This window comes from Streptococcus sp. oral taxon 061, assembly GCF_964211575.1.
In the GTDB taxonomy this organism is placed as follows: Bacteria; Bacillota; Bacilli; order Lactobacillales; family Streptococcaceae; genus Streptococcus.
Genome location: NZ_CAXOQQ010000006.1, coordinates 81,486 through 102,487, shown reverse-complemented (window position 1 = coordinate 102,487; position 21,002 = coordinate 81,486). Strand labels below are relative to the sequence as shown.

Sequence of the window (21,002 nt, the reverse complement as noted above, 5' to 3'; positions counted from 1 at the left end):
ATTAGAACGTTTTTAGAAAATGTAGCTACTTTTCTTTGGAGAATCAAAAAATGCTTTGGAGCCATAATAAAAGTAGTCTGTCTGTAAAACACACTACTTTTTTTGTTTATCTTAATATCTAGCTGGTCCAGCACTTGCGCTCTTGATGTTGAAACGTTTTTTGAGGTAGAAACGTAGGGCAAGAAGTGCTCCTCCAATCACCAACAAAACAAGTGGTGGGAGACTAATATTGATGGCTTGTGGAAGGAAGTTACTCAAGAAGAGGATGAGAACCCAGGCAAACATGGTTGCCAACATAACTAAAAGTGATTTCCAGAATGGAGGGCGTTGGCTACGGTCAGTATCTGGTCCGTAGTAGCGGTAGATGAAGTGGTAGAGAAGATAGAAGGCAACTCCACCAAAGGCTCCTACACTGATAAGTGTTACCAATCCGTAGGCCACAGGTTGGTTTGAGAAGAAGCTCATCAAGGCGCTAACTACTGCAAATAATCCTGTGATGAAAAGGGCTGAATCCAACATCATCAATTTTGGATCGTCGTTTTCTTTTGGATGTTCTTTTTCGTATTGCTCTTTTTCGCTGAAACTATGAGCCCAGTGAGTTGGTGCTCCGTAGATAGAACGAGCTGTCACTCCTTTTGGTTGCTCCTCAAGGATATGAGGAATGACTTCTTCAAGGATAGCCTTGATTTCGGCATCGGTTTTCCCGTCCTTGAGAAATTGCTGGGTTGCAATATGGATAAATTCCTGGTTTTTCTTTGTTAATTCTTTTAAATCAATCTGTGACATAATAACTCCTGTTTAGAACCATTTTTTATGGATGAGGTAAAGAGTGAGAGAAACACTCATAGCAAAGGCGATAAAGACGATGAGCCAGAAAGCATGTGGCTCTCCGTTTAAAGGAATTTCATTATCCTTAAAGTTCATTCCGTAAGCTGAGAAAATCATAGTCGGGATAGACATAACGATGGTCACGAGGGCCAAGGTTTTCATGATATTGTTCTGGTTGTTTGAAATGATAGAGGCAAAGGTCTCTGTCATAGAGTGAAGGACGTTTCCATAGATATCCGCCATCTCGATGGCCTGTTGCGTTTCAATCAATGTGTCTTCAAGTAGATCTTCGTCTTCAAGGTATTTCTTAATATTGCTAGTTGCGCTGGTCAATTTTTTAATCACGCGCTCGTTTGTCTTAAGAGAGGCCTTGAAGTAGACGATGGTCTTTTCCAACTCCATGAGTTCAATCAATTCTTCATTTCGAGTAGATTTGTGAAGTTGGGTTTCGATTTGCTCACTCTTACGTTCAATTGAACGAAGGGCTGTCAGATAAATTTCAGCGTTGCGGTAGAGGATTTGAAAGATAAAGCGCGAACGCATAAAGGTATAGAAATTTCGAAGTCTCCGATTGATAAAGACATCTAGAAGTGGGAGAGGTTCCAAGCAAGTAGTAATGATAGCCTCCTCTGTGATGATAATCCCCAAGGGAATGGTCACATAGTAGGTTCGGTTATTTCTTTCCTCGGTAATGGGAACATCTACGATAATCAGAGTGTATTCATCTTCAATCGTGATACGAGACATTTCTTCGGCATCGAGTGGTGCACGGAGGTCAGCGATATCAATATCAAAAGCAGAAGCAATTTCCATCGATTCGCTTTGTGTAGGATTGACGAGATTGATCCAAGTGCCCGGCTGGAGCGTATCGATCTCTTTAAATTCAGTTGTTGTTGAGAGAAAGACTTGTTTCATATCTCCTATCCTTTCCTAATCTATTCTGTGTTTAAGTGATTTTTAGCACCGTACTATTATACTATAAATTCGGCTTTTTTGGTAATAGAATTTCACTTTTTTTGGTATAATGGAAAGCAACAATGGACTAGAAAGAAGTAACATGCAAGATAAGATTGTCATCCATGGGGCACGCGCCCATAATTTAAAAAATATTGACGTGGAAATTCCACGAGACAAGCTGGTTGTGGTGACGGGGCTGTCGGGTTCGGGCAAGTCGAGTCTTGCCTTTGATACCCTGTATGCAGAAGGGCAACGTCGCTACGTTGAAAGTCTGTCAGCCTATGCTCGTCAGTTTTTGGGCAATATGGAAAAACCAGACGTGGACTCTATCGATGGTCTCAGCCCTGCCATTTCTATTGACCAGAAAACGACTAGTAAAAACCCTCGCTCAACGGTTGGGACAACGACGGAAATCAACGATTATCTACGTCTCCTCTATGCTCGTGTAGGAACACCCTACTGTATCAATGGACATGGGGCTATTAAGGCTTCGTCTGTCGAACAAATTGTAGACAAGGTTTTGGAGTTGCCAGAGCGCCAGCGTCTGCAGATTTTGGCTCCTGTTATTCGTAAGAAAAAAGGGCAGCATAAGACTCTGATTGAAAAAATTCAAAAGGATGGCTATGTTCGTGTCCGTGTCGATGGGGTTGTATACGATGTGACCGAAGTTCCTGAACTTGAAAAGAATAAACAACACACCATCGATGTGGTGGTAGATCGTATTATCATCAAGGAAGGTATCCGTAGTCGTCTCTTTGATTCCATCGAAGCAGCCCTTCGTATCGCAGAAGGTTATGTGGTTATCGATACTATGGATGATTCGGAGTTACTCTTTTCAGAACATTATGCCTGCCCAGTCTGTGGTTTTACAGTTCCAGAACTAGAACCTCGTCTCTTCTCTTTCAATGCACCGTTTGGTTCTTGTAGTGAGTGTGATGGTTTGGGTATCAAGCTAGAGGTTGATACGGACTTAGTCGTACCAGATGCTAGCAAGACCCTCCGTGAGGGAGCCTTAGCACCTTGGAACCCTATCTCTTCTAACTATTATCCAAATATGCTAGAACAAGCCATGACAGCCTTTGGAGTGGATATGGATACTCCTTTTGAGGACTTGTCTGAGGAGGAGAAACATCTCATTTTCTATGGTTCAGATGGGAAGGAATTCCATTTCCACTATGAAAATGAATTCGGCGGAGTTCGCGATATCGACATTCCTTTTGAAGGTGTTATAGGGAATATTAAGCGACGTTACCATGAAACTAATAGCGACTACACCCGCACACAGATGCGCCTTTATATGAATGAGCTAACCTGTGGTACTTGTCATGGTTATCGTCTCAATGACCAGGCCTTATCTGTTCGAGTAGGGGGAGAGAAGGGGCTTCATATCGGAGAAGTTTCTGACCTTTCTATTGCAGACCACTTGGAAGCCATTAACCAGTTGACCCTATCTGAAAATGAAACCATCATCGCTCGTCCGATTCTTAAGGAAATCAAAGATCGCTTGACCTTCCTCAATAATGTCGGTCTCAACTATCTGACCCTTTCTCGTTCTGCAGGAACATTATCAGGTGGGGAGAGTCAACGTATTCGCTTGGCAACCCAGATTGGTTCCAATCTCTCAGGAGTCCTCTATATCTTAGATGAGCCGTCTATCGGTCTTCACCAAAGGGACAATGACCGTCTGATTGCCAGTCTGAAAAAGATGCGTGATTTGGGGAATACTCTCATTGTAGTAGAACATGATGAAGATACCATGCGAGAGGCTGATTATCTGATAGACGTCGGCCCTGGTGCAGGGGTCTTTGGTGGAGAGATTGTAGCAGCAGGAACGCCTAAGCAGGTGGCTCGCAACAGTAAATCCATCACAGGACAGTATCTATCAGGAAAACGTGCCATTCCAGTGCCGTTAGAACGCCGTATAGGCAATGGTCGCTTTATCGAAGTGACAGGTGCGCGTGAAAACAACCTACAAAATATCACTGCTCGTTTCCCACTAGGAAAATTTGTCGCGGTGACGGGTGTGTCAGGTTCTGGGAAATCTACCTTGATTAACAGCATCCTCAAAAAAGCCATTGCTCAAAAACTCAATCGCAATTCAGACAAGCCTGGAAAGTTTAAGACTATCTCAGGGATTGAGCATATCGATCGTCTGATTGATATTGACCAGAGTCCTATTGGAAGAACACCAAGGTCCAATCCTGCAACCTATACAGGTGTCTTTGATGACATTCGGGACCTCTTCGCTCAGACAAATGAAGCCAAGATTCGAGGCTACAAGAAGGGTCGCTTCAGTTTCAATGTCAAGGGTGGTCGCTGTGAGGCCTGCTCAGGTGACGGGATTATCAAGATTGAGATGCACTTCTTGCCAGACGTATACGTAGCTTGTGAAGTCTGCCATGGAACCCGCTACAACAGTGAAACCCTGGAAGTTCATTATAAGGAAAAGAATATCTCGCAAGTTTTAGATATGACCGTCAACGATGCGGTGGAATTTTTCAAACACATTCCAAAAATTCAACGCAAACTCCAGACTATCAAAGATGTTGGTCTAGGCTATGTGACCTTGGGACAACCTGCCACAACTCTTTCTGGTGGAGAAGCGCAACGTATGAAGCTGGCTAGCGAGCTCCATAAACGCTCGACTGGTAAATCCTTCTACATTCTAGATGAACCGACAACTGGTCTTCATACCGAGGATATCGCGCGTCTACTGAAGGTTTTGTCTCGCTTTGTAGACGATGGTAATACAGTTCTCGTGATTGAGCATAATCTAGATGTCATCAAAACAGCAGACCATATCATCGATTTAGGTCCAGAAGGCGGTGTCGGTGGTGGTACCATCATTGCAACAGGAACTCCAGAAGAAGTAGCTGCCAATGAAGCAAGCTATACAGGACAGTATTTGAAAGGAAAGTTACATCATGAATAAACGTGTGCAAGCATTTCTCGATAAAATGCAAGAAAAAGAACTAGATGGAATCATTATCAATAACCTTAAAAATGTCTACTATTTGACAGGATTTTGGGGTTCAAATGGAACAGTCTTTATCAGTCGTGACCGTCAAATTTTGGTGACGGATGCCCGCTATATCATCGCTGCTAAGCAGGAAGTTACTGGTTTTGAGATTTTTGCAGAACGTGACGAGTTGGCTGTTATTGCAAAGATTGCGAAAGACATGGGCCTTTCTCGTATCGGGTTTGAAGATGAAATCTCGGTTTCTTATTACCACCGCATGCAAGCCGCTTTTGAAGGTTTGGAACTAGTTCCACAGACTCAGTTTGTTGAAGCGCTTCGTATGATTAAGGATGAAACAGAGATTGCGACTATTCGCAAGGCTTGTTCAATATCAGACCAAGCTTTCCACGATGCCCTTGAATTTATCAAGCCAGGGAAGACTGAAATTGAAATTGCCAACTTCCTTGATTTCCGTATGCGTGAGCTGGGAGCGGCAGGTTTGTCCTTTGACACAATCTTAGCGAGTGGCATCAACTCTTCTAAACCCCATGCTCATCCTATGCATAAGCCAGTAGAACTAGGCGAAGCTATCACTATGGACTTTGGATGCCTTTACGAGCATTATGTGAGTGATATGACTCGTACCATCTACCTAGGCCATGTCAGCGACGAACAAGCAGAAATCTACAATACTGTTTTAAAGGCGAACCAAGCGTTGATTGACCAAGCTAAGGCTGGCTTAGGTTTCCGTGACTTTGATAAAATTCCTCGTGATATCATTGTGGAAGCAGGCTATGGACAATACTTTACACACGGTATCGGACACGGTATCGGACTTGATATCCACGAAGAGCCATACTTTAGCCAAACTTCTACAGAAGTTATTAAATCGGGTATGGTCTTGACTGATGAGCCTGGTATTTATATTGAAGGTAAATACGGAGTTCGTATCGAAGATGATATCTTGATTACAGATACAGGTTGTGAGTTATTAACCCTTGCTCCAAAAGAATTAATCGTAATCTAAGAAAATGAGATAAATCGTTGACTTTTATTAGTTAAAGGTTTATACTGAAAGGCGAAAACGGTAGGTGAGGCTACCATAGGGATACGGATGACTACCGCAAAGCAGTGGAGACACTACTCGTTGGTCAACAGTCCTGGTCGCGAAGGTCAAGACTAAGCTCATTACATCGCCCTATGGAGTTAAAGCTTGAACGAAAACAGATCATAAGTTTTTTAGTCCTGCCATTTTATGGCAGGATTTTCTGCTGTTTTAAAACAAAGAAAGGAGACAAACGATGCAAATTGACGATCATCCAGAACCGCACATACACAGCCAATCGCTGATTTGTGTCGTTCTGTCCCTATAAAGTGATTGGTCTCTGTGTATGATACTCTTCGAAAATCAAATTCAAACCACGTCAACGTCGCCTTGCCGTACTCAAGTACAGCCTGTGGCTAGTTTCCTAGTTTGCTCTTTGATTTTCATTGAGTATGAAATCACCATTCATACAGATAGGAGAAACCAATGAAAACTACAAAAGAAAGACTAGCAGTAGCTATTCAAACTCCATTAAAAGATAGTCTAGCTTTTTATCATACAAGTCTAAAAGGCCTAGACCAAGAACAAGTCGAAGAAAACCGTGACCTATATGGTGAAAACACCATCACAAAAGGTCAAGAGGATTCCATCTTTAAAAAGATTTATGAGTCTATTATCAATCCTTTCACAATCATTTTGCTTGTGATTGCCTTTATTTCTCTCGTTACAAACGTTTGGCTTGCCAAACCTGGCCAAGAGGACCCTACGACCTCTATTATTATCGTTGTCTTGGTTTTGATTTCAGGAGGCATCCGTTTTGTCCAAGAGTTGCGGAGCGACAAGGCGACAACCAATCTTTCAAAAATGATTGTCAACACTGCAACTGTTATTCGCGATGGTCTTGAACAAGAGTTGCCAATCGATGAGTTGGTTGTGGGAGACCTCGTGAAATTGAGCGCTGGAGATATGATTCCAGCAGATGTCATCTTATTTGAATCACGCGACTTTTTCGTTCAACAGTCAGGTTTGACTGGAGAAAGTGATGCAGTTGAAAAGCTAGCTTTAAATAAAGCCACTGGTCAAAATGTAGATAGCCTCTTAGAAGCAGAATCTTTGGCATTCATGGGGACAAACGTTATCTCAGGAAGTGCTACGGCTATGGTTCTAGCGGTTGGTGATGACACCATGATGGGAGCCATCGAGCAAACTCTCAACACTTATGATGAGCCAACTTCTTTTGAACGTGAAATGAACAGCATTTCCTGGCTATTGATCCGCTTGATGCTTGTCATGGTTCCAATCGTGTTTTTCGCAAATGGATTGACCGATGGAGACTGGCTAGAGGCTGGAGTATTTGCCTTGAGCGTCGGTGTCGGTCTTACACCAGAAATGCTTCCGATGATTATTACAGCCAGCTTAGCAAAAGGTTCCATTATCATGGCCAAGGAAAAGGTAGTCATCAAAAAACTCAATGCTATTCAGGACTTAGGAGCAATCGATATCCTATGTACGGATAAAACTGGAACTCTAACGCAAGATGAGATTGTCTTAGAATACCCTTTGGATATCCATGGTGATTTGGATATGGCGGTTTTAAGAAGGGCTTATCTAAACTCACATTTTCAAACAGGTTTGAAAAACTTGATGGACCGTGCCATCATCAGTAGAACTGAAAAAGAAGCCAAGGAACACGCTATCCTACAAAATCTCGATACCAGTTTCCAAAAAATCGACGAGCTTCCATTTGACTTTGAGCGCAGACGCATGAGTGTTATCGTCAAAGATGATAGCAATGTTGTTAGTATGGTAACCAAAGGCGCCTTGGAAGAAATGTTGACCATTTCGACACATGTGGAATATCGTGGAGAAGTCATCCCTCTTACTGAAGACATTCGTCAAGAAGTGTTGGCGGAAGTTGGTCAATTAAACCGTCAAGGTTTGCGTGTATTAGGTGTTGGTTACAAGTCAGGTCTACGTGAAGACTATGCCTATGCTGTGACTGATGAAAGTGACATGATCCTTACGGGTTACCTTGCCTTCTTGGATCCACCAAAACCATCTGCAGCACCCGCTATCCAAGCTTTACTTGAGCATGGTGTCAGAACAAAAATTTTAACTGGAGATAACGAAAAAGTAACCCAAGCTATCTGTGAAAAGGTTGGATTGGACGTTGAACATATGCTCTTAGGTGCTGACATTGATCAAATGACAGACCAAGAATTGGCAGAAGCGGTTGAAAGTGTAACAGTCTTTGCCAAATTGTCTCCTGACCAAAAAGCTCGAATTATTCTACAATTGAAGAAAAATGGTCACGGTGTTGGTTATATGGGTGACGGTATTAATGATGCCCCATCTATGAAGGTGGCAGATGTTGGAATTTCCGTTGATACAGCAGTAGATATCGCAAAGGAAACAGCTGATGTTATTTTGCTGGACAAGGACCTCATGGTTCTTGAAACAGGTATCGTTGAGGGCCGCAAGGTCTACGCCAACATGACCAAATATATTAAGATGACAGTTAGTTCAAACTTTGGGAATATCTTCTCACTATTGGTTGCAAGTATCTTCTTGCCATTTTTACCAATGGCTCCTGTTCATCTCATTGTCCTAAACCTAGTCTACGATTTATCTTGTGTGGCATTGCCGTTTGATAACGTGGATCAAGACTTCCTAAAACAACCCCATACATGGGAAGCAAAATCCATTACGCGATTTATGGTTTGGATGGGTCCAATCTCATCTATCTTTGACATTTTGACCTTTATTTTCCTCTACTTTATTATTGTTCCTTTGGTGACAGGCTATCATTATGTTCATGGTTCTGAATCTGCCCTTCAGTTTATTATCTTATTCCAAACAGGATGGTTCATTGAATCTATGTGGTCTCAAACTATGGTTATCCATATGCTTCGTACGGCAAAAGTTCCTTTTGTACAAAGCAGACCAGCTTGGCTTGTGATCTTGACAACCTTGGTTGCAGCCTTTTTCGTAACAAGTCTACCTTATGGACCGCTAGTAAATATCCTTCGTCTAGCACCCTTAGGGCTTCCTTATTTCTTGTTCCTAACCTGTATTATTTTCTTGTATATGTTTAGCGTTACAGTTATTAAGAAATTTTACATTAAGAAGTATAAAGAATGGTTATAGTTCGGTTTTTGTCAAGAAAAAAGATAGAAAACTGGGGAAAAAGTTAAATTTTTTTTTAAAAATAGGTCGCAAGTCGGATGTTTTTTATGGTATAATAGAATAAACTGATAGTAACATGTAGCGAAAGGGGTAGGTACATGATCAAAATTTATACAGTCTCAAGTTGTACTAGCTGTAAAAAAGCTAAGACCTGGCTCAATGCCCACCAGTTAAGTTATAAAGAACAAAACCTCGGTAAAGAGGGGATTTCTAGAGAAGAATTATTAGATATTCTAACAAAAACAGACAATGGAATTGCGAGCATTGTATCATCAAAGAATCGCTACGCTAAAGCTCTTGGAGTTGATATCGAAGATTTGAGTGTCAATGAAGTGCTTAATTTAATCATGGAAACACCACGCATCCTAAAAAGTCCAATTCTTGTTGACGAGAAACGTTTACAAGTTGGCTATAAAGAAGATGACATTCGTGCTTTCTTGCCACGCTCTGTCCGCAATGTAGAAAATGCAGAAGCACGTTTACGTGCAGCACTATAAAACATAAAGGCTGGGAGTGACTCCTAGCCTTATTTGATAGATAAATAAGGAAAAATAAATATGAAGAAGATAGTTATCGGTACAGTTGCGCTCCTATTTTTGCTAGCTGGCTGTGGACAGAAAAAAGAGTCTGCGGAACCTTCTAAAGATACAACGACAGAAGCTCTTCAATCAACTTTGCCAGTTCTAGAAAATGCCAATAACAATACAGTTGTAACCAAGACGCTTGTTCTACCTGCTGACGAAAATGGGGTTCAACAAACCCAGACCATTACCTATAAGGGCAAACAGTTCTTGACCTTAACGATTCAGCAAAAACGACAAGTTTCAGAAGACCTCAAGAACTTTATTGCAGAGCATGGATTAGAGGAAGCAAAAAAGGCCTTGAAAGAAGGAGAAGACAAGGATGAATCGGTCCAAGAAGCACGTAAAATTCCTGGATTTAACATTGAAACCAATCTTTTAAGTGAAACCGAGATTGAAACAAAAACAAGTTATGATTTTCAAGTTCTAGACGTTAAAAAGGCAAGCGAAAGCGAATATTTAAAAAATGTGGGATTAGAAAATCTACTAAAAAACGAACCAGAAGAATATATTGAAAATCGAGTTGCAAGTGGCGCGACTGTCCAGTAAGGAAGTCACAGAAAATCAGCAAAATCAGGCTGTGTCATTTGTAGAATGGTTGTGAATGTGCTATAATAGTACTATTCTAAGGAAAGAGGGTGTTAGAATGGGATTTACTGAAGAAACCGTACGTTTTAAATTGGATGATTCCAATAAAAAAGAAATTAGTGAAACATTGACAGAAGTCTATGCTTCATTGAATGAGAAGGGGTATAACCCTATTAACCAAATTGTGGGCTATGTTCTCAGTGGAGACCCAGCTTACGTTCCTCGTTACAATAACGCAAGAAATCAAATCCGTAAATACGAACGCGATGAGATTGTTGAAGAATTGGTCCGCTACTACCTTAAGGGACAAGGAGTCGATCTATAACCAATGAGAATTATGGGGTTGGACGTTGGTTCCAAAACAGTAGGAGTAGCGATTAGCGATCCGTTAGGGTTTACAGCACAAGGGCTCGAAATCATCCAAATCAATGAAGATCAAGGAGAGTTCGGCTTTGAACGACTCAAGGAATTGGTTGACACCTATAAGGTAGAGCGCTTTGTTGTTGGTTTACCTAAAAATATGAACAATACCAGTGGACCTCGGGTGGAAGCGAGTCAAGCCTATGGAGCAAAACTGGAAGCTCTCTTTGGTTTGCCAGTGGAGTACCAGGATGAGCGCCTAACCACGGTTGCTGCTGAGCGCATGTTGATTGAGCAAGCAGACATTAGTCGCAATAAGCGTAAAAAAGTTATTGATAAATTAGCAGCTCAATTGATTTTGCAAAATTATTTAGATAGAAAATTTTAAGACAGAGGAGAAACTATGTCACACGATCACAACCACGATCACGAAGAACGTGAACTTATTACACTTGTAGATGAGCAAGGAAACGAAACTTTATTTGAAATCCTTTTGACTATTGACGGAAAAGAAGAATTTGGTAAAAACTATGTTCTTCTTGTACCAGTTAATGCAGAAGAAGATGAAAACGGTGAAGTTGAAATCCAAGCATACTCATTCATCGAAAATGAAGATGGAACTGAAGGTGAATTGCAACCAATCCCTGAAGATTCAGAAGATGAATGGAACATGATTGAAGAAGTCTTCAACAGCTTTATGGAGGAGTGATACAGTCTGGGAGACTGTATCAGCCCAGTTCCTTAAAATAAGAGAGAACTGGTAAGTTCGGGGAACGTTTTTAGCCCTGTGATAGAAATGAAGATCGCAAGTCGGTCCAGTGGACGTTTTTAGCCTGACGCTAAAAATAAAATTTAGCTAGTATCTAGCAAAATGAGTAAAAAGCGAAGAGAATCTTCGCTTTTTTGTTAAGGAGATAAGCATGATTGAAGTAGAAAAATGGCTTCATAGTCGGATTGGTTTGAATTTTAGATCAGGATTGGGACGGATGCAAAGAGCGGTAGATTTGCTGGGGAATCCTGAGCAAACCTATCCAATTATCCATGTGACAGGGACAAATGGCAAGGGGTCAACTATTTCTTTTATGAGGGAGCTTTTTGTTGCCCATGGGAAAACGGTTGGCACCTTTACTTCGCCCCACATTGTCAGCATCCATGACCGTATCTGTATTAATGGTGAGCCTATATCGGACGAAGATTTTATTCGTTTAGCAGATCAAGTCAAAGCAATGGAGCAAAGACTTTTAGAAACCCACGATCAGCTATCTTTTTTTGAGTTGCTGACCTTGATTGCTTTGCTTTATTTTAAAGAGCAAAAAGTAGATTTGGTCCTACTGGAAGTTGGGATAGGTGGACTTCTTGATACCACTAATGTGGTGACAGGAGAAATTGCAATCATCACATCAATCGGCCTCGATCACCAGGAGACCTTGGGCGATAGTTTAACAGTAATTACAGAGCAGAAAGCAGGAATTTTTAAGCCTGGGAAATCAGCTGTGATTGCAAATCTAGCACCGGAAGCCCAACTCGTTTGTCAAAAAACTGCCACTGATTTGGGTGTAAGTCTCTACCAAGCTAATAAAGATTTTTCTTTCCGAAATGGGAACTTTTCTTCCTCTCTAGCTGACTTTAACCACCTAATATTGGGACTGGAGGGAGTATATCAGGAGGAAAATGCAGCTCTTGCCTTGCAGGCTTTTCTACTATTTATGGTACAAAGAAACGAGAAAGTAGATCAAGAAGCAGTACGTGCTGCCTTGCAAGCTACTAAATGGGCTGGAAGGCTAGAAGCTGTCACTGAGCACATCTATCTAGATGGGGCTCACAATTTACCGGCTCTAGAGCGTTTAGTTGAGTTTATCCAAGAAAAGATCCAGCAAGGGTATCAGCCTCACATCCTATTTGGTGCCCTAAAGCGGAAAGATTATAGTGGGATGCTTGCTTATTTAACAGAGCATTTACCTGACGCGGATCTCTATGTTACGAGTTTTGACTATCAGGGCTCCTTAGGCGAGCAAGACTTGAGTGGTTATAGAATAGTTAGTTCCTATCAAGAATTTATAGATACTTTTGAAGCTTCTGCAGGAGAGAAAGACCTGCTATTTGTGACAGGATCTCTCTACTTTATATCTGAGGTTCGCGCTTGTCTTATGAAACAAAAGTCATTTGATTGACCCTCCTATCTTCATTTGTTATAGTAAAGGTGTGGTGGCTCGGCAGGGTTATTCTGATTTTAAGCCACTAAAAGAAAGGAGACATTATGTCACTAAAAAAATTCACACTTTCTCTTGCTTCTTTGGCAAGTCTTAGTCTCTTAGTTGCATGTTCGCCAAAAGAGCAGGTAACTCCTTCAACTCAAGCAAGTACTAGTACGGAAGTAACGACTGCTCAGTCAGCAGAAACGACTGTTTCTAGTTCGACTGCTAGCTCAGTAACTAACATTGATGGGACCTATAAAGGGCAAGATGAGGGAGATAGCATTACTCTCGTAGTTACTGGTAATACTGGAACATGGACAGAAGTAGAACCTGATGGCGATCAGGAAATTAAAAAGGTCACCTTCGAACCAGAAAGTCAGAGAGTCTTTATTGGAGATGATATCAAGGTTTATGTAGTTGATGGCAATCAAATGATCATTGATGATATGGATCGCGAAATTTCTGATCGTATCGTTCTAAAAAAATAGACATCTTTTGTAAGGATTTGAATCTCGTTAACACGGATTCGGGTCCTTTTTTCTTTAATCGATTTTGGGCATAAAAAATCCATACGATTAAGGTAGCTATTTTCTACCAAAAAAGTATGGAGGGATAGTTTTTATTAAAGGAACTGCTCTTGTAAAAAGTGAGCGACTCCGTCTTCTTCGTTGGTTAGTGGTAATTGCTCGTCTGCGAAAGAAAGTAGAGCGGGATTAGCATTTTTCATGGCATATCCTCTACCTGCAAAGGAGAGCATTTCTTGGTCATTGTGTTCGTCACCAAAGGCAATCAGGTTCTGTCTGTCTATATTCATGACATTGAGGAGGTATTCAAGGGCAAAGGCCTTGTGAACACCTTTTGTAGTACATTCAAGAATGTTCAAGGGACCGCCCCAAGTATTGATATTAAGCTGATGCTTGTAAAAGCTAGTCATCTCTTCTGCTAGTGCATATTTATCGTCTGCCCTAGTTTGTAATAAAATACAGTTAGGCCCCTTAGTCACTAAGTCAGACTTGAATTGATTTTCAGGGCGAAAGTTTTCAACACCAAACAATTTAGGATCTGCAATTTCCTTGTCTGGGGATGTAATGTAAAACTTTTTACGGTATTCACCTGCGATAAAGTCTGCCTCGATATCCTCTTTTCGTTTTACGATATCCAAGAGATATTTTTTGTCCACAGTAAGACATTTTTCATGTTTCCAAGCCCTACCAGGTAGGTGAGTGAGCGAACCGTTGAAGTTAATCATAGGAGTCTCAAGTTCAAGTTGGTCATAAAAATCTTTGGCCATACGATATGGGCGACCGGTTGCGATAACCACATGGTGGCCTTTCTTAGAAATTTTTTTAATGGTTTCTTTTGTAAAGTCAGAGAGTTTGCTTTCTCCATTAAGTAAGGTACCGTCTAAGTCCACGGCAATCATTTTTTTAGTCATAAAATCCTCCCGAATTTAGTTTCAGATAAGATGTTTCCTATTATATCAAAAAGCTGAAAGAAAAGCTGACTATAAGCAAAAATAAGAAGAATTATATCCTCTAAGAATTTTTAAAAATAAGAAAAATAGCTTGAAAATGTGAATGATTAATGATATAATAGACATATTGTTCGTAAAATGACAAAGGAGATTAAAAATGGACAAATTATTTAAACTAAAAGAGCACGGGACAGATGTTCGTACAGAGGTGCTTGCTGGTTTAACAACTTTCTTTGCAATGAGTTATATTCTCTTTGTAAACCCTCAAATGCTTTCGCAAACAGGAATGCCTGTTCAGGGTGTATTCTTGGCAACAATCATCGGTTCTGTAGTAGGAACTTTGATGATGGCTTTCTATGCTAACTTGCCATACGCACAAGCTCCAGGTATGGGACTTAATGCTTTCTTTACATTTACGGTTGTATTCGGAATGGGCTATACTTGGAAAGAAGCTCTTGGTATGGTCTTCATCTGTGGGATTATTTCACTGATTATCACATTAACCAATGTTCGTAAAATGATCATTGAGTCTATTCCTGCAACTCTTCGTTCAGCAATTTCAGCTGGTATTGGTGTTTTCCTTGCCTATGTTGGTATTAAGAATGCTGGTCTCTTGAAATTCTCAATTGACCCAGGTACTTATACAGTAGCAGGTGAAGGAGCAGATAAGGCTCAAGCAGCGATTACTGCAAATGCAGCAGCTGTTCCAGGATTGGTAGATTTCAATACTCCAGCAGTATTGGTAGCTATTGCAGGTCTTGCCATTACAATCTTCTTTGTTGTCAAAGGTATTAAAGGTGGGATCATTCTTTCTATTTTGACAACTACAGTCCTTGCGATTGCGGTTGGTCTTGTTAATTTGTCAGGAATCGATTTTGCTAGCAACAATCTTTCAGCAGCAGTTAACGACTTAGGAACTTTATTTGGTGCAGCCCTTGGTTCAGAAGGTTTGGGTTCTCTGATTTCAAATACTTCACGTTTACCTGAAACCTTGATGGCCATTCTTGCCTTCTCATTGACTGATATTTTTGATACAATTGGTACTCTTATCGGTACAGGTGAAAAAGTTGGGATCATCGCATCAAGTGGTGAGAACAATGAATCAGCTAAATTGGATAAGGCTCTATATTCTGACTTGGTGGCGACATCAGTTGGTGCCATTGCAGGTACTTCAAACGTTACAACTTATATTGAGTCAGCAGCAGGGATCGGTGCTGGTGGACGTACTGGATTGACAGCCTTAGTTGTTGCTATCTGTTTTGCTCTATCAAGCTTCTTTAGCCCACTTCTTGCCATTGTGCCTTCAGCTGCGACAGCACCAATTTTGATTATCGTCGGAATTATGATGCTCTCTAACTTGAAAAACATTCCTTGGGATGATATGTCAGAAGCTATTCCAGCCTTCTTCACATCTATCTTTATGGGATTCAGTTACTCCATTACACAAGGGATTGCCGTTGGTTTCCTAACTTACACTTTAGCGAAGATTGTTAAAGGTCAAGTTAAGGAAGTGCATGTCATGATTTGGATTTTAGATGCTCTATTCATCTTGAACTACATCAGCATGGCACTTAACTAAAGACAAAAACTTTAAAAAAAGAAGGAGGAATATCCTCCTTTTTTATTACTAGAAATGTCGCAAAAGAAAACTTTTTGGTATAATGATAACATGCACATAAAAAATGAAGATGAACTAATCGCTCTTGGAAAAGAGTTGGGTAGTCTACTTGAAAAAAATGATGTATTGATTTTGACTGGTGAATTAGGTGCTGGGAAAACAACACTAACAAAAGGTCTGGCTAAAGGCTTAGGGATTCATCAAATGATTAAGAGTCCTACTTATACTATCGTTCGAGAGTATGAAGGACGTCTACCCCTGTATCACTTGGATGTTTATCGCATCGAAGGGGATGCAGATTCGATCGATTTGGATGAATTTCTGTTTGGTTCGGGTGTGACAGTTATTGAATGGGGGCACCTATTAGGTGAGGCTCTTCCAGCCGACTATCTGGAATTAGAAATCCTTAAAGATGGTGAGGGCCGTGAAGTTGTCTTTCATGCTCATGGTCAACGAGCGACAGAACTTTTGAAGAGGCTTACGAATGGAGTATGATTTATTAATTCGTGAAGCAGAAGTTGAGGATGCTACAAAACTTATTGCACTTTTGGATCAGATTGGTCATGAATCTAGTTTTACCAGTCTGGATGAAAATGGAATTGCAATGAGTGAATCTGAGATGCAGCGTTTTATTAACAAGCAGGCCCAGTCGGATAATCAGATTACTTTACTAGCTTATTTGAATGAAGAATTGGCAGGAGTGATCAATATAACGGCTGATCAACGTCCGCGAGTTCGGCATATTGGGGATATCTTTTTAGGTATCAAAAAAGCCTATTGGGGAAATGGTCTCGGTAGTATCTTGATGGAAGAAGCTATTGAGTGGGCCCAGTCGAGCGGAAGTATTCGACGCTTACAATTGACAGTTCAAAAACGAAATCTGGCAGCTGTTCATCTATATAAAAAGCTGGGCTTTATCATTGAAGGCCAGCAGGAACGCGGCGCTTGTATAGAAGGAGGAGAGTTTCTTGATGTTTACCTGATGGGTCGACTGATAGACGAATAAATGTATGGCAAAAAAAATAATCGGAATGTTTTTAGGCTTTGTTCTTGTGACAGTGCTTGGTGTGGGAGCTTATGCCTATACTATCTACCAACAAAGTACACAGACTTTAGCCAAAACTTATAAACAAATCGGAGAAGAAACCAAGGTTATCGAGGCAACTGAACCATTGACAATCCTATTGATGGGGGTAGATACGGGGAATGTTGAACGTACAGACCCATGGGCAGGAAATAGTGATTCAATGATTTTGGTAACAGTGAATCCTAAAACCAAGAAAGTCGTTATGATGAGTTTGGAACGTGATATTCTGACACAAATCCAACAACCAGATGGTAGTGTTAGAGAAGCTAAACTCAACGCTGCCTATGCTGATGGTGGGGCAGAGCTTGCCATTTCGACCATTCAAAAAATGATGAATATCCATATCGACCGCTATGTGATGGTCAATATGCACGGCCTTCAAAGAATGGTTGATGCTGTCGGAGGTATCACAGTAAACAACACTCTAGGTTTCCCAATCTCTATCCAAGACCAGGAACCATTTAACACGATTTCTATCGGTGTTGGGGAACAAACCCTAAATGGTGACGAGGCGCTAGTATATTCACGCATGCGCTATCAGGATCCAGAGGGAGACTACGGTCGTCAGAAACGTCAGCGCGAAGTCATTCAAAAGATTGTTGAAAAAATTCTTAGTTTGAATAGTGTTAGTCACTACCAAGAAATTTTGAAGGCTCTTAGCGATAACATGCAGACAAATATCGAGATTACAACAACAACGATTCCTCAGCTGATGGGCTACCAAGATTCCTTTAAGAATATTGAGTCTCAGCAATTGCGTGGAGAGGATGCAATGATTGATGAGACATCTTACCAAATCGTGACATCTGATCATATGTTAGAAATGCAAAATCTCTTACGTCGTTCATTGGATAAGCCAGAAGTTACCGAATTGGAGACAAATGTAGTCTTGTATGAAAATATTTATGGTCGTCTGCCACAAATAACAGGTTCTGTTGCAGATCAAGAACAACAAGGCCAACAAGAACAATAAGACATGAAAACTAAAATCGTGGGAATTTTCCTGCGATTTTTTCAAAGAAATCCGAATAGATAGGTAGGAGGAAAAAATGAAAGCGGAAATCATAGCTGTTGGAACAGAGATTCTAACAGGTCAAATTGTCAATACCAATGCTCAGTTTTTGTCTGAAAAATTGGCTGAAATCGGTGTTGATATCTACTTCCAAACGGCTGTAGGAGATAATGAATCTCGTCTCTTATCCTTGTTGGAAATTGCTAAGAATCGTAGCAATCTGGTTATCCTAACAGGAGGATTGGGACCGACAGAGGATGATTTGACCAAACAAACCTTGGCCCATTTTCTAGGGCGTGATTTAACTTTTGATGCTCAAGCACAGGCTAAACTAGATGACTTTTTTGCTCATCGACCGGACTATGCCCGAACTCCAAATAATGAACGCCAAGCTCAAATCGTTGAGGGTTCAATCCCGCTGCCTAATGAAACAGGACTAGCAGTCGGAGGCATGATCGAGGTGGCTGGCGTGACCTATGTCGTCCTACCAGGTCCGCCAAGTGAACTGAAACCTATGGTTTTAAATGAATTGCTTCCGATATTGACAACTGGAGCTAAGTTGTACTCACGTGTGCTACGTTTCTTTGGCATTGGCGAGAGTCAGTTAGTAACGATTCTGTCGGATTTGATTGAAGAGCAGACAGATCCAACCTTGGCACCCTATGCAAAAACGGGAGAAGTGACTCTGCGCTTGTCTACAAAGGCTCGCAGTGAGGGCGAGGCTAGAAAATCTTTGGATCGTCTTGAGGTTCAAATTCTTGCCCGCCAGACTTTTGAAGGTGTTGCTTTAAAGGATATTTGCTATGGTTATGGTGAGGAAGCGAGTCTAGCTAGTGTAGTTGTTGAGGAGTTGAAAAAGCAGCATAAAACCATAACGGCTGCGGAAAGTTTGACAGCCGGGCTTTTTCAAGCAACTTTGGCAGACTTTTCGGGAGTGTCAGCTATCTTTAAAGGTGGTTTTGTCACTTATAGTCTGGAAGAAAAGGCTAAGATGTTAGATATTCCACAAGTAGAGTTGGAAAAACATGGAGTTGTTTCAGCCTTTACGGCGGAAAAAATGGCAGATCAGGCACGGTTTAAAACTCAATCAGACATTGGGGTTAGCTTGACAGGAGTGGCTGGTCCGGATAGTCTAGAAGGCCATCCTGCTGGTACAGTTTTTATCGGTTTGTCTCAAGCATCAGGCACAGAAGTTGTTCAGGTCAATATAGCTGGAAGAAGCCGAGCAGACGTTCGTAAAATTGCAGTCATGCATGCTTTTAACTTAGTTCGCAAAGCTTTATTAAGTGACTGACTTTTGATATAATAGAAGAAGGTTCTTAGAATCATTAAAATATAGGAGAACAAAATGGCGAAAAAACCAACAAAAAAATTAGATGAAATTGGGAAAAAATTTGGAGCTGATCGTGAAAAAGCTTTGAATGATGCCCTTAAATTGATTGAAAAAGACTTCGGTAAGGGTTCAATCATGCGCTTGGGTGAGCGAGCAGAACAAAAAGTGCAAGTGATGAGTTCAGGCTCTTTGGCACTTGATATTGCACTCGGTTCAGGTGGTTATCCAAAGGGGCGTATCATCGAAATCTACGGTCCAGAGTCATCAGGTAAGACAACAGTAGCCCTTCACGCTGTAGCGCAAGCACAAAAAGAAGGTGGAATTGCAGCCTTTATCGATGCGGAACACGCTCTTGATCCAGCCTATGCAGCAGCTCTTGGGGTTAACATTGACGAATTGCTCTTGTCACAACCAGACTCAGGTGAGCAAGGTCTTGAAATTGCTGGGAAATTGATCGATTCAGGTGCGGTTGACCTTGTGGTTATTGACTCAGTTGCAGCTCTTGTACCTCGTGCGGAAATCGATGGAGATATCGGAGATAGCCACGTTGGTCTTCAAGCTCGTATGATGAGCCAAGCTATGCGTAAACTCGGTGCTTCTATCAACAAGACAAAGACAATTGCTATCTTCATCAACCAGTTGCGTGAAAAAGTAGGGGTTATGTTTGGTAATCCAGAAACAACTCCTGGTGGACGCGCCCTTAAATTCTATGCTTCAGTTCGTTTGGATGTGCGTGGAAGTACACAAATCAAGGGAACTGGTGATCAAAAAGATACGAACGTTGGTAAAGAAACTAAGATTAAAGTTGTGAAAAACAAGGTGGCTCCACCGTTCAAAGAAGCTCTTGTTGAAATCATGTATGGTGAAGGGATTTCTAGAACTGGTGAACTCTTGAAGATTGCTAGTGATTTGGATATTATCCAAAAAGCAGGTGCTTGGTACTCATACAAGGGTGAAAAAATCGGACAAGGTTCTGAGAATGCTAAGAAATACTTGGCAGATCACCCAGAAATCTTTGATGAAATTGACCACCAAGTTCGTGTTCAATATGGTTTAATTGAAGAGGAAGAAGGTTCTAAAGCAAGTGCAGCAGCTGATGCAGATTCTAACCAAGAAGTAACACTTGATTTGGGCGACGCTCTTGAAATCGAAATTGAAGAATAAAAAGAAAAGTAGCAGTAAAACTGCTACTTTTTGTTTCATGATGACTAGTGGTCACTAAAGCGTCGGTATTCGATACGAAAGTCGAAGTAGTTCTCTTCTTGCAATTTTTGAAAGATGTTCCGATAGGCCTCTTCATCAAAGTGGTCGCCACGATAGAGAATTTCGAAACTCATTCCCTCGTATTCCAAGAAGGCGTTGGCAGTTTTAAAGCCATTTTGTAAGTAAAAGTCCATGCGGGATTTTCTTTGTTCGAGATTGTCACAGTCTTCGTCTAATCGCTCCACTTCAAGAATCATCGTACGCTGGTAAAAATCAATGAGTTTTTCAATGATTTCTCTCCCGTACCCATGACTGCGGAGATGGGGCATAATGGCAAAGAAGCTAATGTAGAAAGCTTTTTGATTAGAAATGGCAAAAGCGAAGCCGACAAATTCTTCTTCGTTATAAAAGGCGAAAAAGTGGGCGTCATCTCTATCCTGGTAACTTAAAAATTCCTCCAAAGAGACGCGTTCTTCTTCAGGGAAGGCCTCCTTGTTTAATTGTTCCACTTTCTCAAGGTCTGGGAATACATCTGTAATTAACTGACTTGTTAAGCTCATACATACCCTCCTTTTC

At 41.1% G+C, this 21,002-nt stretch carries 20 protein-coding genes and 1 riboswitch; of the genes, 16 read left to right on the top strand and 4 right to left on the bottom strand.

Features of this window, described 5'->3' with window-relative positions:
* Nucleotides 1-111: 111 nt before the first annotated feature.
* Nucleotides 112-786 (bottom strand): DUF1129 domain-containing protein, encoded by a 675-nt coding sequence (locus AB8E63_RS06025; protein WP_016466360.1) that lies wholly within the window; start codon nucleotides 784-786, stop codon nucleotides 112-114.
* Between the two features lie 12 nt (nucleotides 787-798).
* Nucleotides 799-1,743 (bottom strand): magnesium transporter CorA family protein, encoded by a 945-nt coding sequence (locus tag AB8E63_RS06020; protein WP_004250490.1) that lies wholly within the window; start codon nucleotides 1,741-1,743, stop codon nucleotides 799-801.
* 142 nt (nucleotides 1,744-1,885) lie between these two features.
* Here AB8E63_RS06020 and uvrA point away from each other — a divergent pair, with 142 nt between their 5' ends.
* From uvrA to AB8E63_RS05970, 10 genes are all read left to right on the top strand, one after another.
* A complete protein-coding gene (gene uvrA, locus AB8E63_RS06015) occupies nucleotides 1,886-4,717 on the top strand; it encodes an excinuclease ABC subunit UvrA (protein ID WP_368910404.1) in 2,832 nt (943 codons plus the stop codon).
* Complete coding sequence (locus AB8E63_RS06010) at nucleotides 4,710-5,771, top strand: M24 family metallopeptidase (RefSeq protein ID WP_368910403.1); 1,062 nt, start codon at nucleotides 4,710-4,712, stop codon at nucleotides 5,769-5,771. The genes uvrA and AB8E63_RS06010 overlap by 8 nt, the downstream gene beginning before the upstream one ends.
* A gap of 52 nt (nucleotides 5,772-5,823) precedes the next feature.
* Nucleotides 5,824-5,977: riboswitch (M-box (ykoK) riboswitch) on the top strand.
* A gap of 298 nt (nucleotides 5,978-6,275) precedes the next feature.
* Complete coding sequence (gene mgtA / locus AB8E63_RS06005; protein WP_368910402.1) at nucleotides 6,276-8,936, top strand: magnesium-translocating P-type ATPase; 2,661 nt, start codon at nucleotides 6,276-6,278, stop codon at nucleotides 8,934-8,936.
* A gap of 137 nt (nucleotides 8,937-9,073) precedes the next feature.
* Entirely contained in the window at nucleotides 9,074-9,472 is a 399-nt protein-coding gene (gene spx / locus AB8E63_RS06000; RefSeq protein ID WP_000591164.1) for a transcriptional regulator Spx, read from the top strand.
* Nucleotides 9,473-9,532: 60 nt separating this feature from the next.
* On the top strand, nucleotides 9,533-10,105 hold the full coding sequence (locus AB8E63_RS05995) for an SP0191 family lipoprotein (RefSeq protein WP_006149217.1): 573 nt from the start codon (nucleotides 9,533-9,535) through the stop codon (nucleotides 10,103-10,105).
* 97 nt (nucleotides 10,106-10,202) lie between these two features.
* A complete protein-coding gene (locus AB8E63_RS05990) occupies nucleotides 10,203-10,469 on the top strand; it encodes an IreB family regulatory phosphoprotein (protein ID WP_004250500.1) in 267 nt (88 codons plus the stop codon).
* 3 nt (nucleotides 10,470-10,472) lie between these two features.
* Entirely contained in the window at nucleotides 10,473-10,892 is a 420-nt protein-coding gene (ruvX, locus tag AB8E63_RS05985; protein WP_368910401.1) for a Holliday junction resolvase RuvX, read from the top strand.
* A 15-nt stretch (nucleotides 10,893-10,907) separates the two neighbouring features.
* Nucleotides 10,908-11,213, top strand: a complete 306-nt coding sequence (locus AB8E63_RS05980) for a DUF1292 domain-containing protein (RefSeq protein WP_000017624.1) — start codon at nucleotides 10,908-10,910, stop codon at nucleotides 11,211-11,213.
* A gap of 211 nt (nucleotides 11,214-11,424) precedes the next feature.
* Nucleotides 11,425-12,675: a folylpolyglutamate synthase/dihydrofolate synthase family protein gene (locus AB8E63_RS05975; RefSeq protein ID WP_368910400.1), complete on the top strand. Its 1,251-nt coding sequence runs from the start codon at nucleotides 11,425-11,427 to the stop codon at nucleotides 12,673-12,675.
* A gap of 86 nt (nucleotides 12,676-12,761) precedes the next feature.
* Nucleotides 12,762-13,187: an SP_0198 family lipoprotein gene (locus tag AB8E63_RS05970; RefSeq protein ID WP_006152909.1), complete on the top strand. Its 426-nt coding sequence runs from the start codon at nucleotides 12,762-12,764 to the stop codon at nucleotides 13,185-13,187.
* Between the two features lie 134 nt (nucleotides 13,188-13,321).
* Here AB8E63_RS05970 and AB8E63_RS05965 read toward each other — a convergent pair whose 3' ends face one another.
* A complete protein-coding gene (locus AB8E63_RS05965) occupies nucleotides 13,322-14,134 on the bottom strand; it encodes a Cof-type HAD-IIB family hydrolase (RefSeq protein ID WP_036758139.1) in 813 nt (270 codons plus the stop codon).
* A gap of 196 nt (nucleotides 14,135-14,330) precedes the next feature.
* Here AB8E63_RS05965 and AB8E63_RS05960 point away from each other — a divergent pair, with 196 nt between their 5' ends.
* The 6 genes from AB8E63_RS05960 to recA all read left to right on the top strand — a co-directional run bounded on the left by AB8E63_RS05960 (nucleotide 14,331) and on the right by recA (nucleotide 20,387).
* Entirely contained in the window at nucleotides 14,331-15,752 is a 1,422-nt protein-coding gene (locus tag AB8E63_RS05960) for an NCS2 family permease (protein WP_036758137.1), read from the top strand.
* Between the two features lie 90 nt (nucleotides 15,753-15,842).
* The gene (gene tsaE, locus AB8E63_RS05955; RefSeq protein WP_368910399.1) at nucleotides 15,843-16,286 is read left to right on the top strand and encodes a tRNA (adenosine(37)-N6)-threonylcarbamoyltransferase complex ATPase subunit type 1 TsaE; all 444 of its coding nucleotides are present in this window, start codon (nucleotides 15,843-15,845) and stop codon (nucleotides 16,284-16,286) included.
* Entirely contained in the window at nucleotides 16,276-16,797 is a 522-nt protein-coding gene (locus AB8E63_RS05950; protein WP_368910398.1) for an N-acetyltransferase family protein, read from the top strand. The genes tsaE and AB8E63_RS05950 overlap by 11 nt, the downstream gene beginning before the upstream one ends.
* 4 nt (nucleotides 16,798-16,801) lie before the next feature.
* Nucleotides 16,802-17,851: an LCP family protein gene (locus AB8E63_RS05945; RefSeq protein WP_368910397.1), complete on the top strand. Its 1,050-nt coding sequence runs from the start codon at nucleotides 16,802-16,804 to the stop codon at nucleotides 17,849-17,851.
* Between the two features lie 76 nt (nucleotides 17,852-17,927).
* Entirely contained in the window at nucleotides 17,928-19,184 is a 1,257-nt protein-coding gene (locus AB8E63_RS05940; RefSeq protein WP_368910396.1) for a competence/damage-inducible protein A, read from the top strand.
* A gap of 54 nt (nucleotides 19,185-19,238) precedes the next feature.
* Nucleotides 19,239-20,387 carry a recombinase RecA gene (gene recA, locus AB8E63_RS05935; RefSeq protein WP_006149228.1) on the top strand — a complete coding sequence of 383 codons (1,149 nt, stop codon included), beginning with the start codon at nucleotides 19,239-19,241 and terminating at the stop codon, nucleotides 20,385-20,387.
* Between the two features lie 44 nt (nucleotides 20,388-20,431).
* On the opposite strand, the gene AB8E63_RS05930 is transcribed toward recA, so the two are convergent.
* A complete protein-coding gene (locus tag AB8E63_RS05930) occupies nucleotides 20,432-20,986 on the bottom strand; it encodes a GNAT family N-acetyltransferase (RefSeq protein ID WP_006149229.1) in 555 nt (184 codons plus the stop codon).
* Nucleotides 20,987-21,002: the final 16 nt, after the last annotated feature.